Source organism: Sporosarcina sp. Marseille-Q4943 (assembly GCF_943736995.1).
Classification (GTDB): Bacteria; Bacillota; Bacilli; order Bacillales_A; family Planococcaceae; genus Sporosarcina.
Genome location: NZ_OX031157.1, coordinates 1,097,726 through 1,111,296, shown reverse-complemented (window position 1 = coordinate 1,111,296; position 13,571 = coordinate 1,097,726). Strand labels below are relative to the sequence as shown.

At 47.0% G+C, this 13,571-nt stretch carries 11 protein-coding genes; 8 read left to right on the top strand and 3 right to left on the bottom strand.

Features of this window, described 5'->3' with window-relative positions:
* Positions 1-6: 6 nt before the first annotated feature.
* The 3 genes from NIT04_RS14525 to NIT04_RS14515 are packed head-to-tail and all read right to left on the bottom strand — an operon-like array spanning position 7 to position 3,571.
* Positions 7-1,125, bottom strand: a complete 1,119-nt coding sequence (locus NIT04_RS14525) for a Ger(x)C family spore germination protein (RefSeq protein ID WP_252504253.1) — start codon at positions 1,123-1,125, stop codon at positions 7-9.
* Entirely contained in the window at positions 1,104-2,222 is a 1,119-nt protein-coding gene (locus NIT04_RS14520) for a GerAB/ArcD/ProY family transporter (protein ID WP_252504252.1), read from the bottom strand. Before NIT04_RS14520 ends, NIT04_RS14525 begins: the two co-directional genes overlap by 22 nt.
* Positions 2,219-3,571, bottom strand: coding sequence for a spore germination protein (locus NIT04_RS14515; RefSeq protein ID WP_252504251.1), 1,353 nt, complete (start codon positions 3,569-3,571; stop codon positions 2,219-2,221). Before NIT04_RS14515 ends, NIT04_RS14520 begins: the two co-directional genes overlap by 4 nt.
* A gap of 198 nt (positions 3,572-3,769) precedes the next feature.
* Here NIT04_RS14515 and NIT04_RS14510 point away from each other — a divergent pair, with 198 nt between their 5' ends.
* From NIT04_RS14510 to gatC, 8 genes are all read left to right on the top strand, one after another.
* On the top strand, positions 3,770-5,488 hold the full coding sequence (locus NIT04_RS14510; protein WP_252504250.1) for an adenine deaminase C-terminal domain-containing protein: 1,719 nt from the start codon (positions 3,770-3,772) through the stop codon (positions 5,486-5,488).
* A gap of 9 nt (positions 5,489-5,497) precedes the next feature.
* Positions 5,498-6,577, top strand: coding sequence for a DUF3048 domain-containing protein (locus NIT04_RS14505; RefSeq protein ID WP_252504249.1), 1,080 nt, complete (start codon positions 5,498-5,500; stop codon positions 6,575-6,577).
* 28 nt (positions 6,578-6,605) lie between these two features.
* The gene (locus tag NIT04_RS14500; protein WP_252504248.1) at positions 6,606-6,923 is read left to right on the top strand and encodes a YerC/YecD family TrpR-related protein; all 318 of its coding nucleotides are present in this window, start codon (positions 6,606-6,608) and stop codon (positions 6,921-6,923) included.
* Between the two features lie 107 nt (positions 6,924-7,030).
* Positions 7,031-7,723 (top strand): heptaprenylglyceryl phosphate synthase, encoded by a 693-nt coding sequence (locus tag NIT04_RS14495; RefSeq protein WP_252504247.1) that lies wholly within the window; start codon positions 7,031-7,033, stop codon positions 7,721-7,723.
* Positions 7,724-7,777: 54 nt separating this feature from the next.
* On the top strand, positions 7,778-10,012 hold the full coding sequence (pcrA, locus tag NIT04_RS14490) for a DNA helicase PcrA (protein WP_252504246.1): 2,235 nt from the start codon (positions 7,778-7,780) through the stop codon (positions 10,010-10,012).
* 12 nt (positions 10,013-10,024) lie between these two features.
* Positions 10,025-12,046, top strand: coding sequence for an NAD-dependent DNA ligase LigA (ligA, locus tag NIT04_RS14485; RefSeq protein ID WP_252504245.1), 2,022 nt, complete (start codon positions 10,025-10,027; stop codon positions 12,044-12,046).
* Positions 12,047-12,052: 6 nt separating this feature from the next.
* Positions 12,053-13,168, top strand: a complete 1,116-nt coding sequence (locus tag NIT04_RS14480) for a CamS family sex pheromone protein (protein WP_252504244.1) — start codon at positions 12,053-12,055, stop codon at positions 13,166-13,168.
* Between the two features lie 114 nt (positions 13,169-13,282).
* Complete coding sequence (gene gatC / locus NIT04_RS14475) at positions 13,283-13,570, top strand: Asp-tRNA(Asn)/Glu-tRNA(Gln) amidotransferase subunit GatC (protein ID WP_252504243.1); 288 nt, start codon at positions 13,283-13,285, stop codon at positions 13,568-13,570.
* Position 13,571: the final 1 nt, after the last annotated feature.

The window sequence follows — 13,571 nt, the reverse complement described above, 5'->3', positions numbered from 1 at the left end:
CTGTTTTCATTCAATCGATCCGGTGCTCTTCAGTTCTATATCAACTTTCACATTAAAATTGATGTCTGGATATATGCGCTCCCATCTAGGCCATACATCCTTTCCTGACAATCTTGTTGCCTGATAACGAAGTCCGAAACCGAATGGATCGACATCGTTTTCTTGCAGTTTCACCAATAAATCTTCGACAATCTTTTTAATTTCTTTAGCTGCAATTTTATTGTATTTTTTCAAATGCTTATTGTTTAAACGCTTACTGGATTCGCCTACAAAACCGACCTTTGTAATATTCATATCGACCCGTGGCTCGCCGTCATTGAGGATGAGTTTGTAGTTCATTCTTATTTCGTTAAAGTTCAATACCATGACAAGGTCATCCTCTTCAATTTTATAGCTGAATCCGTAAGCTTTATGCACGAGGGAATTGAGATACTTTGTTTCCTCAGGCGTCAATTCCAACGTCTTTCCTCCGGTTCTGAGGACGATCGATTTGTTAATTTGATATTCTTGATTTTCTTCATCGATTCCGATTACCGGAATAACTGTATCAATCCCTTTACCTAAAACCTCTCGCCTGAACTCATATAGAAATGTTGTGACGATGTAAGGGCTTTCCGTTCCTGTGTTATCGAAATAGTTATATAACGAAATCGATGCAGGCGCTTCAATCTCCGGTTCGAACGTAACGACCTCTTCGGCAGTTTTATCAGCTACGGCGACATAGGTAATCATTTGGATATCCCCGCGCCGGGTGAAAAAATCCATGAACGTATCGATATCTTTGGTTAGCAAGTCCTTGTGAATAATGATAATACGGTTATGTCCGAGCTCCAATACTTTATCGACACGTGTTTCCAAGTCATGGACTGCTACGGCTACTGAGTCGGCATCATGCGTTAAATAAGAATAGGTCGGACCAGATTCTTGTTTGATGTTACCAATCGGTTTTGCCAACTGCAATGTCACCTTGAATCCGCCCCTCACTTTTTCAGAAGGATCAATGCCGATGGCGACAACAAATATCCTCTTGTCAATGTCTTTGAATGCGCATCCTGATTGGAGAAGCATTGTGAGAAAAATGACTGCAGCGAGACACCCTTTCATCATTTTTTGTTTGCCCGCCATTTGGATGCAGCACCTTTCTTCGCGAATAATAAACAACCGACTAGCAAAATGAGCATGACAGGCACGACGATGTTATCATACAACTCGACGGATTCAAAAAGGCCTTCCGTCGTGAGCCGTTTCGTCGCGGTCATAGCAATTATCCAAAAAATGATGATGAATAAAGGCTTCGTCAAATTGAACGATTTCCATTTAAACCGTTTAAAATGAATAACGCTTGAAAGCAATTGGATTGAAATATGCCAATGCATGATCATACTGACGACGCCTAGGGCCAAGAAGGCACCGATGAAAACAAAGACGATCCTTTCAACGACCCCATATTTCATTCGCAAGGAATCACTAGTCATAATCCATGGAAACAGAGAGTTTTCGAGAGCATAGAAACCTCCAAAGCCGATCGGAAGTAAGTATGTCGTTGCAAGGACAAACGTGAAAATAACCGTAAGAAGAACCATTCCTTTAGCGGACGGCTTTTTCGGCTTTGTGAAAAAACGATTGAAAATGACTAAATTTGCAGTTCCAACGACGATAAAAAGTGAGGCCATAAAAGCGCTATAATCCGGCAGGTGATTCACATGCATGAGAGCGACGCGTATATAATCCCAATTCAGTGTGGGATCGCTATATCCCTTTATTTGCACGAATAATATAAAAGGGACGACGAGAATAAAAATGATTTCACTCATATACAAAATGTTCATCGTCTTCATAAGCACTCCATACGTGACGATAAAGGCAAATGTCAACACAATCGTATTAATCGACATTTCAGGCGTCAAAAATCGGAAGATGATAAACGTGTAAATGATCAATGTGAAAAGACCTGCGATATACCACGTTACTGCCATAAATAGAAGAACCGGTTTTGCAACCCATTTAGGGGCAGTCGCTTGCAAAATTTCAGGCAAGCCTTGCCCGGGAAAACGGTTGAAAAGGATTACGAGAAGATAGGACAATGCAACTCCGATAATAATTACGAGAACTATAGATAGGATTGTCCCTTTGTCGCTACCTTCGATAAGAATCCTAGGCGTTATGGATACCATATTGGTCAGCATATTAATGATGATCAAATAGAATAAGAAACGGTTCATCTATTGTGCATCCCCAATTCAGCGTTCTTGCCTTTCCACGGAATCCGCAAGTACGGTTCGCCCAAACTATCTTTGTTCGCCAAAAACATAATGATCCCGATAAAACCGATCAATAATCCGACCATTCCGAAAAGAGTCGCGTAAATAATTAATAAAAACCTGACAACACGAACTGCAAAGCTCAATTCATTAATTGGAATGACGAATGTGGAAATGGCGACAGCCGAAATGATGATGACCATAATTGTTGAAGTGAGTGCCGCTTCCGTCGCTGCTGTCCCTAATATGAGCCCGCCGACAGTCGTGGCGGTGCCGCTGACCGCTTTCGGCAAGCGCATGCTAGCCTCTGTAAGCAACTCCATGAAAAATAGCATGAAAATCACTTCGACAAACGAAGGATAAGGCACACCGATTCTGCTTCCCGCCACGGTAAGGGCGAGTTCAATTCTAAGGATTTCCGGGTTATACGATGTCATCGCGATATACAAGCTCGGAAGTAAAATACATGTGAATAAGCCTAAATACCGTAACATAATCGTAAATCCTGAAATGACAGAGACATGATAATTGTCTTCCATCGATGACATGAAATCAAAAAAGACGACAGGTGCAACGACGACATTTGGACTCCCGTCTATTGCAATGATGACCTTTCCAGCGACCAAATTATAGACGATGCGATCAGGGCGTTCTGTTACAAGCGTCGTAGGGAAGAGAGTAAATCTACTTCTGTTAAGGAAATGTTGGAGCTCCCCCCCTGATTGGAAGAGAGGCGTGTTGAGATTTTCAAGTTGTTCCTTTATTTTCTTCAATACTTTTGGATCGACTCTGTCACCGTCATAAATGATAGCAACGGCAGTATTGGTCATATCGCCGGTAACGAAATCTTCAACTTTTAAAGTGGCCTTATGATATCTTTGCCTAATTAGATTGATTGTCGTTTCAATGTCCTCGCTTAAACCTAACTGTGGGCCATGAATCGTCGGTTCCATTGTCGTTTCCTGCACAGCATTGTTCTTAATTGTGCGGAGATCGAGTAAAAACAGCCTATCCTCAACGGCAACTAAAACAGATCCGGAACTAATGCTAAAAAGCAGTTTGTTTTTGTCGGGTACTTCTGATTGATTCGGCAAAGATTGAATGTACGAAGCAAAGTCTTCTTCGGAAGCCATTTCAAAAAACGGTCTAATGACTGTCTGCTGGAGCCTATCTCCATCTACAACCGTTTTCACGTAGAAAAGGAAGGCATAGTGGCCTTTCATTTGCAAAGGTGTTTGAACGATGTCGTCCGACGGGCTAAATTGTTTCGACAGTTCATCGAATAAAGGAGGGGCTTGTTTTCTAGTCATTTGACAACACTCCCTTCAAGTGAAGGTGAAAAAAAGTTTGTCATTAGCGTTCCCCCAATAACATAAACGATACATAAACGGTCAACTCGTTCGAAGGCGACTGAAATTTCATGCAAATGATGTAAAACATCTATATTTCAAATGGATGCTATGCTACGATAAAATATATAGAAAAATCTTCAAAAGGGGTTTATCGAAATGTGGGAACAACGAGAAATACAACGGCAAATTGAAATTATCAACGGTAAAATAGCACCGGATATCATCATTCAAAATGCAACGTATCTCCATTCCATTTTCAAAAAATGGGTGACAGGAAATATTTGGATTACAGGCGATCGGATTGTCTATGTAGGGGAAAGAATGCCGGCCATGACGGAAGGCGCGGAAATCGTTGACGCGCTCAATAAAAGAATCGTTCCCGGCTATATCGAGCCGCACGTCCATCCGTTCCAGCTATACAATCCTGAAACGTTTGCCGACTATGCGGGCAAGCTTGGAACGACGACGTTCCTCTCGGACAACTTGACGTTCTTCCTGCTTCTTGGAAATGAAAGGGCATTTAAACTGATCGACCAATTGAATGAGCTGCCGTTTTCATTTTATTGGTGGGCTAGGTTTGATTCCCAAACGATTTTGCAAAATGAACGGGAAGTGTTCAATATAGAGGCGATTTCTGAATGGTTACAGCGGGACGATGTGCTCATGGGCGGGGAGCTGACAGGGTGGCCGCGCCTTATGAACGGTGATCCGGATATGGCGGCGGCTGTTGCCCGTGCGAAACAAGCTGGGAAAAAGATTGAAGGCCATTTCCCGGGGGCTTCTGAGCGGACGCTTGCGAGGATGAAACTGCTCGGGGTGGATGGCGATCATGAAGCGATGACGATCGAAGAAGTGGAAACACGCTTATTGCAAGGATATGCCGTGACACTTCGCCATTCATCGATCCGTCCTGACTTGCCGGATTTATTGAAAGGCGTACTCGACAAAGAGTTGGACGTATTCGACCATCTTATGATGACGACGGACGGCTCGACGCCTTCCTTCCATCTCGACGGCGTCATGGACAAATGCATCCAAGTGGCGCTCGATGCGGGAGTGAAGCCGATCGACGCGTATTTGATGGCATCTTATAATGTTGCGTGCTACTACGGTATCGATGATAAACATGGCATCATTGCGACAGGAAGATACGCGACGCTCAATTTCCTCACGGATGAAAAGAATCCTGTGCCGTCGGATGTCCTATCGAAAGGGAAATGGCTGAAACGCGAAAACGCGTCGACAGCACGGTTCAAGCAAGTCGATTGGTCGCTCGTCCCAGACTTCGAACCGGACTTCGATCTGGATGAGAAGGAGTTTGATTTCAAAGATGCAGTCGGCATTGAAATGGTGAATGACGTCATTACGAAGCCTTACGAAGTGACGCTTGACGCATCTATGGACAAGCTTACCAATGAGCATGATGAAAGCTTCCTCATGCTGATCGATCGTAATGGAAAGTGGCGGGTGAATACATTCATTAAAGGTTTTGCAGACCGAGTTCAAGGTTTTGCGTCCTCCTATTCCAACACTGGCGATATTATCCTCATTGGGAAGGACAAAAAGGCGATGCTGCTCGCTTTCCGGGAAATGAAGCGATTGAAGGGCGGCATGGTGCTCATTGAAGATGGGGAAGTTGCCGCATCCATCCCCCTTAGTATTGGCGGGGGGCTATCGGCGGAGCATATGGATGTTTTGATTGAACAGGAAAGTGCTCTTAAAAGAGCGTTGGCGGAACGGGGATACAAGCATGGCGATGCGGTGTACACATTCCTGTTCCTGCAGTCGACCCATTTGCCATACATAAGGGCGACACAAGTCGGGCTCTATCAAGTAATGAAAAATGAAGTAATCATTCCGGCGACGGAAAGATAGGAGGAACGGATGAAAGGGAAAAAGAGAGGATGGCTGCTAGCCTTAGCCATCATGTTGCTGTTGCTGTCAGCGTGTTCAAAAAAAGAGAAAGCCGGCGCGGAAGAGATTGTACCGGAGCCGGAAGAGATAGAAGAAATCGAAGTTGAAGAGCCCGTAGAAGAGCCTGAGGAAGGGGGGGCGCTCCTTTACCGGGCGCCGTTCACCGGCGTGTCGACCGAGGAGGAGAATTGGGCAAGGCCTGTACTCGCCACGATCAATAACCACCCACTTGCTAGGCCGCAATCAGGAATCAGTCAGGCGGACATCGTCTATGAATTTATGGCGGAAGGGAATGTCACAAGGTTTTTAGCGTTGTTCCAAAGCGAGCTGCCGGAGACGGTCGGCCCGATCCGAAGCGCGCGTGACTATTTCATTTATCTATCAAAAGGGATGGACGCATTTTACGTAGCGCACGGCTATAGCCCCGATGCGCAGAAGCTGTTGGCGAACAGATATGTCGACAATGTGAATGGCATGCAATATGACGGAACTTTATTCAAAAGATCCACTGATCGTAAAGCTCCCCATAATTCGTATATAACCGGCGAGAACATAATGGCTGCGATGGAGAAGGTCGGTGCATCCGACGAAATCGCGAAGGTTCCTCCATTTACTTTCCATGAATCGGTTGAGGATGCTAAAATAGGAGATAGCGCATCAATGATCGTCGTCCGCTTCAGCTCCAACAAAGATTTCATTAACACATTTTCCTATGATCCGGAAACGGATACGTACAACCGGATGGTGAATGGAATCCTGACGCTGGATAAAGCGAACGGAGAACAAGTCGGGCTGTCCAACCTCATCGTCATGGAAGCGAACCATCGTACGATCGACAGCGTCGGAAGACAATCAGTCGATATCGAAAGCGGCGGAAAGGCAATGCTGTTCCAGGCAGGCTCCGTGAAAGAGCTGGAGTGGAAAAACGTCGATGGATTCCTCGTGCCGATGGAAAATGGAGTTCCCGCAAAGTTAGTTCCCGGCAAGACGTGGATTCATATCATCCCTACGTATTCGGGAATTTCAAAGTCTGTCACATACACACCTTAAAACAGTGCTGAAAGAAAGAGGGGGAAACATGCAAATCGATAAAATCCGAAGTGAACAAACGGATCAGCTGTTCAAAGCCATTTTGGAATTGAAGGATTTAGAAGAATGCTATATGTTCTTCGACGACCTTGCGACGATGAGTGAGCTGCAATCGTTGGCTCAACGTTTGGAAGTCGCGCATGCATTGAGGCAGAAAAAAACATATGACCGGATTCAAAATGAAACCGGTGCGAGCACTGCGACAATTTCAAGAGTAAGACGTTGCGTCGATTACGGATCCGGCGGCTATAACACCGTGTTGGACCGCCTCTATCCGGAGCTTGCGGAGAATAAAGATAAGAAGTGAACGGGCGGAGAAATCCGTCCGTTTTTTTGGTATACTGGTGGATAGCAGACGCTCAAATAGTATCGAGCGCATTGAATAAGCAATCGATGAATTAGGTGGTAGACAAAATGGATTATAAAAATTGGCGCCACGCATTTAAAGTGGACCCTGCAAAACAATTGACGGACGAAGAGCTCGAACAGCTAGCAGAATCCGGAACGGACGGCATTATTATCGGCGGTACGGATGGCATAACCCTTGAAAACGTCCTCGACCTGCTAGCGCGCATCAGACGGTACTCGGTGCCGGTGGCGCTTGAAGTGTCGACTGTTGAATCGGTGTCGATGGGATTCGATTATTATTTCATCCCGACGGTCCTGAATTCGACAGATGCAAAATGGGTGAACGGCATCCATCATGCCGCATTGAAGGAATATGGCCATATGATGGATTGGGATGAGGTCGTCGCGGAAGGCTATGTAATCGTCAACACCGATTGCAAAGCGGCGCATCTTACCGGCGTCAATGAAGCTCCAGATGAAGAGGATGTCATCGCCTATGCGCGGATGGCGGAGCATCTGTTCAAGCTGCCGGTATTTTATTTGGAATATAGCGGAATGCTCGGAGATCCGGCCATTGTGAAGGCGGCCTCGCGTGTTCTTGACAATACGAGGTTATTTTACGGCGGCGGGATCCGCAACGCGGAAGACGCAACAATGATGGCAAAGCTTGCGGATACAGTTATTGTCGGCAATATTATTTACGAAGATTTGAAAGCTGCCCTTTCAACGGTCGAAGCAGTGAAATCAGTATCCCATTGACATAGGTTTAGGTTATAATGAAGAACAAACGTTCTTTGAAAGGCGGTATGAAGTATGAAGGAAATCGCGGAAAATCTGCTTGCAGGCATGAATCCTGAACAAGCCCGCGCAGTGAAAAAGACGGAAGGCCCGCTGCTGATCATGGCAGGCGCGGGTTCCGGAAAGACGAGGGTGCTTACCCACCGGATCGCCTACTTGATCGTTGAAAAAGGCGTATACCCTTCCCAAGTATTAGCGATTACATTTACGAACAAGGCAGCACGTGAAATGCGCGACCGGATCGATGGCCTGCTCGGACCGGGTACCGGAGAACGGATGTGGGTTTCGACATTCCACTCGATGTGCGTCCGCATATTACGGAGGGACATCGACCGCATCGGAATTTCGAAAAACTTTACGATCCTCGATTCCTCCGACCAATTGACGGTCATAAAAAATGTGCTGAAAGAGCGCAATCTCGATCCGAAGCAGTACGATCCGCGGGCAATGCTCGGGGCCATCAGCTCGGCGAAAAACGAATGCATCGACGCGGAAACATATTCTGCGCAAATCAATCCGCATAATCCTTATGAAAAGACGATTGCAGGCATCTATGAAAGCTATACGAAAAAGCTAAGACAAAACCAATCGCTCGATTTTGACGACCTCATCATGATGACTCTCAAATTATTTGAACGCGTCCCTGAAGTCCTCGAGTTTTATCAAAATAAATTCCAATATATCCATGTCGATGAATATCAGGATACGAACAATGCACAATACCGCCTCGTTAAAATGCTCGCTGCGAAGTTCCGCAACCTTTGCGTCGTCGGCGATTCCGATCAATCGATCTACAGATGGCGCGGCGCGGACATCGGCAACATCCTTTCATTCGAAAAGGATTACAAAGATGCAACCGTCATTTTACTCGAGCAAAATTACCGTTCGACAAAAACGATTTTGCAGGCAGCGAACGACGTCATCCAAAACAACCGGAGCCGCTACGACAAGAAGCTCCGTACGGAAAATGACGAGGGAGATTCGATCGTTGTGTATAAGGCGAACGATGAGAAAGATGAATCCCAGTTTATCGTTCAGCAAATCATCGAGCTGAAAGAACGCGATAACTTGACGCTAGACCAGTTCGCGATTCTTTACCGCACGAACGCCCAATCCCGAGTCATCGAGGAATATCTCGTGAAATCCAATCTGGAATATACAATTGTCGGCGGCACGAAGTTCTATGACCGGAAAGAAATCAAAGACTTGCTCGCCTATTTGCGGCTGATCGCGAATAATGATGACGACTTGGCGTTGGCACGGATCATCAACGAACCGAAACGGAGCATCGGCGCGACCTCCTTCGAGAGGATGGCGCAATTTGCGATTGAAAATGAGCGGTCGGTTTTCGATGCTTTGCAGGAGGTCCATTTCATGGGGCTGACAGCAAGAGCCGCTAACGAAGCGGTGAAGTTCAGGGATATGATCAACGGCTTCACGCAAATGCAAGAATACTTGTCCGTTTCCGAGCTTGTGGAGCAAGTGTTGGAAAAAACGGGCTACCGAGATATGCTTCTACGCGAGAAAACGATTGAATCGGAAAGCAGGCTGGAAAACATCGAGGAATTCCTCTCCGTTACGGAAGCTTTCGAAAAGAGGGCTGAGGAAGAGGAGGGCGACCGTTCGCTCGTCGCGTTCCTGACAGACCTGGCTCTAATTGCCGATATCGATTCGTTGGATAAAGAAGAGAACCAATCGACGGAAAAAATCGTCCTAATGACAATGCATGCCGCTAAAGGACTCGAATTCCCGGTCGTTTTCGTCATCGGCATGGAAGAGAACATCTTCCCGCACGCGAGGTCGATCGGTGACGACGAAGAAATGGAAGAAGAGCGACGGCTTGCCTATGTGGCGATCACCCGTGCGGAGCGCAGACTCTATTTGACGTGCGCATCGTACAGGACATTGTTCGGCCGCTCAAGTATTAACAACCCATCCCGTTTCTTAAACGAGATTTCAGACGACATAATCGAAATGACATCGAATCAACGTCAAGGCTTTTCTTACGGTGGATTCGGATGGGAGAACAAACCTGTGCGACCAGCTGTGAAAAGGCCAGCTTATAATGCGAGCGGCGGAGAGAAGATGGGCTGGAAGGCCGGCGACAAAGCGACCCACAAAACGTGGGGGACAGGCATGGTCGTCAGCGTCAAAGGGAAAGAAGACGATCTTGAGCTCGATATCGCATTCCCGGAACCGGTTGGCATCAAGCGGCTCCTTGCCAAATTCGCACCGATAGAAAAAGCGTAGGGAGAGGAAAGAATGGATCGAAACATAGATCGAAATGCAGTTGAAAAACGTGTGCAGGAGCTCAATGATCTGCTCAAAGAGTATGGGCACGCTTATTATGTGCTGGACCGGCCGATTGTGCCCGATTCCGTCTATGACAGCCTCATGCAGGAGTTACTCTCGATTGAGGCCGAAAATCCGGACTTGATCTACCCCGATTCACCGACACAGCGGGTTGGCGGGGAAGTCCTCGAAAGCTTCAGCAAAGTCGTCCATGAGTATCCGATGCTGAGTCTATCGAACGCGTTCAACGAAGAAGACATCCGCGACTTCGACAGACGGGTGCAAGCGGGGACGGGAAAAGCCACTTATATTTGCGAGCTGAAGATCGACGGGCTTGCCGTTTCATTGAAATATGAAAATGGGACGTTCATCCAAGGTTCGACGCGAGGGGACGGGACGGTCGGTGAGGATATCACCGCGAATTTGAAGACGATCCGCACCGTTCCGCTGAAGCTTGCCGAACCGGTTACAATCGAAGTCCGCGGGGAAGCGTACATGCCGAAGAAATCTTTCATGAGATTGAATGAAGCACGGGATGAAAATGGGGAAGAGCCGTTTGCGAACCCACGGAATGCAGCAGCAGGATCACTCCGGCAGCTAGATCCGAAAATAGCCGCGAGCCGCAATCTTGCCGTATTCATTTATGGAGTCGGCGGGGATGGCACGGCTTACGGACAGGACAGCCATTCCGATTCGCTCGATTATCTTGCGTCGATCGGCTTCGAGACGAATACGAATAGCAAGCGGTGCAAAACAATCGAGGAAGTTCTCGAATATATAGAGTCCTGGCAGGAACGCAGACAGGACCTTGATTATGAAATCGACGGAATCGTCATTAAAGTGGACAGCTATGAAGATCAGGAGCAACTCGGCTTCACGGCGAAAAGTCCGCGCTGGGCGACCGCCTATAAATTCCCTGCGGAAGAAGTGCATACGAAGCTGCTCGACATCGAATTGAGCGTCGGCAGGACAGGGGTCGTCACACCGACTGCCATTTTGGAACCGGTCCGTGTTGCTGGAACGACGGTTGCAAGGGCTTCCCTCCATAATGAGGACCTCATCCGTGAAAAGGATATCCGGATCGGAGATGCAGTCGTCATCCGCAAGGCGGGGGATATCATTCCCGAAGTCGTCTCTGTATTGATCGAACAGCGACAAGGGAATAAAGAACCGTATCATATGCCCGACAATTGCCCTGTCTGCGATTCCGAACTCGTCAGGATCGAAGGGGAAGTGGCGCTCCGTTGCGTCAATCCTCAATGCCCTGCGCAGATGAAGGAAGCGCTCATCCATTTCGTATCACGGAACGCAATGAATATTGAAGGAATCGGCGAGCGTGTCGTCAATCAGTTGTATACATCCGGGCTTGTCCATGATGTTTCAGATCTTTACTGTTTGACGAAGGAACAGCTGTTGACGCTTGAGCGGATGGGAGAGAAGTCCGCAACGAATTTATTGACAGCCATTGAAGCATCCAAGGCCAACTCGTTGGAGAAGCTACTGTTCGGCCTTGGCATCCGACATGTCGGTGAAAAGGCGGCACATATATTGTCCGAGGAATTCGGCACTATGGACGAAATCGCAAAAGCAGATGCAGATCGGCTTACATCAATACATGAGATCGGCGACAAAGTGGCAGATGCGGTCATTACATTCTTCAATAATGAAGATGTCTTGGAAGTGATCGGCAAGCTGAAAACGTACGGCGTCAATATGGAATACAAAGGCAGAACGCGCCAGGAGCTTCCGACTGAAGGTCCTTTCGCCGGGAAAACGATCGTGTTGACAGGCAAGCTTTCGATACTGACGCGTAATGAAGCGAAAGAGCGGATTGAAGCGCTTGGCGGGAAAGTGAGCGGGAGCGTCAGCAAAAAGACGGATCTCGTCATAGCCGGGGAAGATGCCGGATCGAAGCTTGCGAAGGCGGAGGAACTCGGAATCACGGTGTGGAACGAAACAGAGTTGGTCGACGCGCTCGGCGAAAAGGAGTAATTTTCAATGAAAAGGCTATTTGTGTTATCCATCATCTCAGCCGTCCTATTGTTGGGCGGCTGTCTACCGTCAATCGGACCCGAGAAAGAGGAAGTCATACAGGAAAATGAGGAACTGATCGAAGAAACTGTCATGATTCCCGATGTTCAACTGAACGACGATTTTTACAAGGTGCTCACCCCTCTCAAAAAAAGCGCGACCCGGGGTCTTGTAGTGAGCAATATATATACAAAATACGACATCCAGGAAGCTGAAGAAGGGCTGATCCGTTTATCCGCCCAGCATTTCGACACAAAAAACTATCTCTTCCAGGAAGGCCAGTATATTGACACAGCTACAGCGAGCGCATGGCTTGCCAGAAGTTCAACAAATAAAGAGGGCTTGAATCCACCTGAAAATGAAGGGGGAGATGCAGAGGAGACCCCGATCTATTTGGCGCATATTATCGAGCAAAACTATTTGACGCTGACGGACGAGAAGAAAGTGCGTTTATCCGGCATATCGATCGGGCTTGCCTTGAATTCCGTCTATTATGAAAGAGGCGGGAAAGAGACGACGATATCTGACAAGGAACTTGAAAAGCAAGGCATCGCCATGGCGGACAAAATCGTCAGCAGGATGCGTGCGAAAGAAGGGTTACAAGACATTCCGATTGTGGTAGGCCTGTTTAAACAGGAAAAAAGGAATGCGATCGTCCCGGGAACGTATTTCGCAACTGCATTTGCCGACAAAGGAAAATCAGCGCCGTCCGGATGGAAAGAAGTGAATGAGCGGTATGTATTGTTTCCCGCTCCTGCGGATATCGACAATTACCGCGAAATCAATACGACTTTCAGCAATTTCAAACAAGATATCGATGAATATTTTCCGAGCTTCGTCAATGTGATCGGGAAAGGTTTTTTCAAAGACAACCGGATGCAATCCATTTCCATCGACATACCGATTCAATTTTTTGGGAAGAGTGAAGTCATCGGTTTCACACAATTTTTGACTTCGCACATCATCAAGTATTTTCCGAATATCGATGTCGAAGTGAGCGTCACCTCGGTGAACGGCCCCGAGGCGTTGATCGTCAAGGAAGCCGGGGACGATGAACCGTTTGTCCATATTTATGGATATTGATGTGAGATGTCAAAAAGGCGTCCGCGCCAACGCGCAATCGATGCGCAGTTGCTTTTCAACATACCTGTTAGGTGGTATGATTAGTCGTACAATTGCAATTGGGGAGGAAATCAAATGACGAAATTTACGGCAGAAGACGTACAATACTTCGCGAATTTTGCAAGAATCGCCTTTTCGGATCAAGAGGCGGAAGTGTTTTCTGAAATCATTTCCGATCTTGTAGAATTTGGAGATGTATTAAAAGAAGTGGATACAACTAATGTTGAGCCGATGACTCATCCGTTGCAGCTTTTCAATGTGCTCCGAGAAGATGTCCCGCAAGATATCCTGGATCGGGACGAAATGTTGGCTAGCGTAAAAGAGCATGAAGACGGAATGATCAAAGTTCCGAATATCCTGTGAT

Bases quoted from the DNA above. Each gene is read 5' to 3' on its own strand.
- pcrA (WP_252504246.1), top strand. From the start codon at position 7,778: ATGAAGGAAATCGCGGAAAATCTGCTTGCAGGCATGAATCCTGAACAA.
- NIT04_RS14515 (WP_252504251.1), bottom strand. From the start codon at position 3,571: ATGACTAGAAAACAAGCCCCTCCTTTATTCGATGAACTGTCGAAACAA.
- NIT04_RS14505 (WP_252504249.1), top strand. From the start codon at position 5,498: ATGAAAGGGAAAAAGAGAGGATGGCTGCTAGCCTTAGCCATCATGTTG.
- NIT04_RS14510 (WP_252504250.1), top strand. From the start codon at position 3,770: ATGTGGGAACAACGAGAAATACAACGGCAAATTGAAATTATCAACGGT.
- NIT04_RS14480 (WP_252504244.1), top strand. From the start codon at position 12,053: ATGAAAAGGCTATTTGTGTTATCCATCATCTCAGCCGTCCTATTGTTG.
- ligA (WP_252504245.1), top strand. From the start codon at position 10,025: ATGGATCGAAACATAGATCGAAATGCAGTTGAAAAACGTGTGCAGGAG.
- NIT04_RS14520 (WP_252504252.1), bottom strand. From the start codon at position 2,222: ATGAACCGTTTCTTATTCTATTTGATCATCATTAATATGCTGACCAAT.
- NIT04_RS14500 (WP_252504248.1), top strand. From the start codon at position 6,606: ATGCAAATCGATAAAATCCGAAGTGAACAAACGGATCAGCTGTTCAAA.
- NIT04_RS14525 (WP_252504253.1), bottom strand. From the start codon at position 1,125: ATGGCGGGCAAACAAAAAATGATGAAAGGGTGTCTCGCTGCAGTCATT.
- NIT04_RS14495 (WP_252504247.1), top strand. From the start codon at position 7,031: ATGGATTATAAAAATTGGCGCCACGCATTTAAAGTGGACCCTGCAAAA.
- gatC (WP_252504243.1), top strand. From the start codon at position 13,283: ATGACGAAATTTACGGCAGAAGACGTACAATACTTCGCGAATTTTGCA.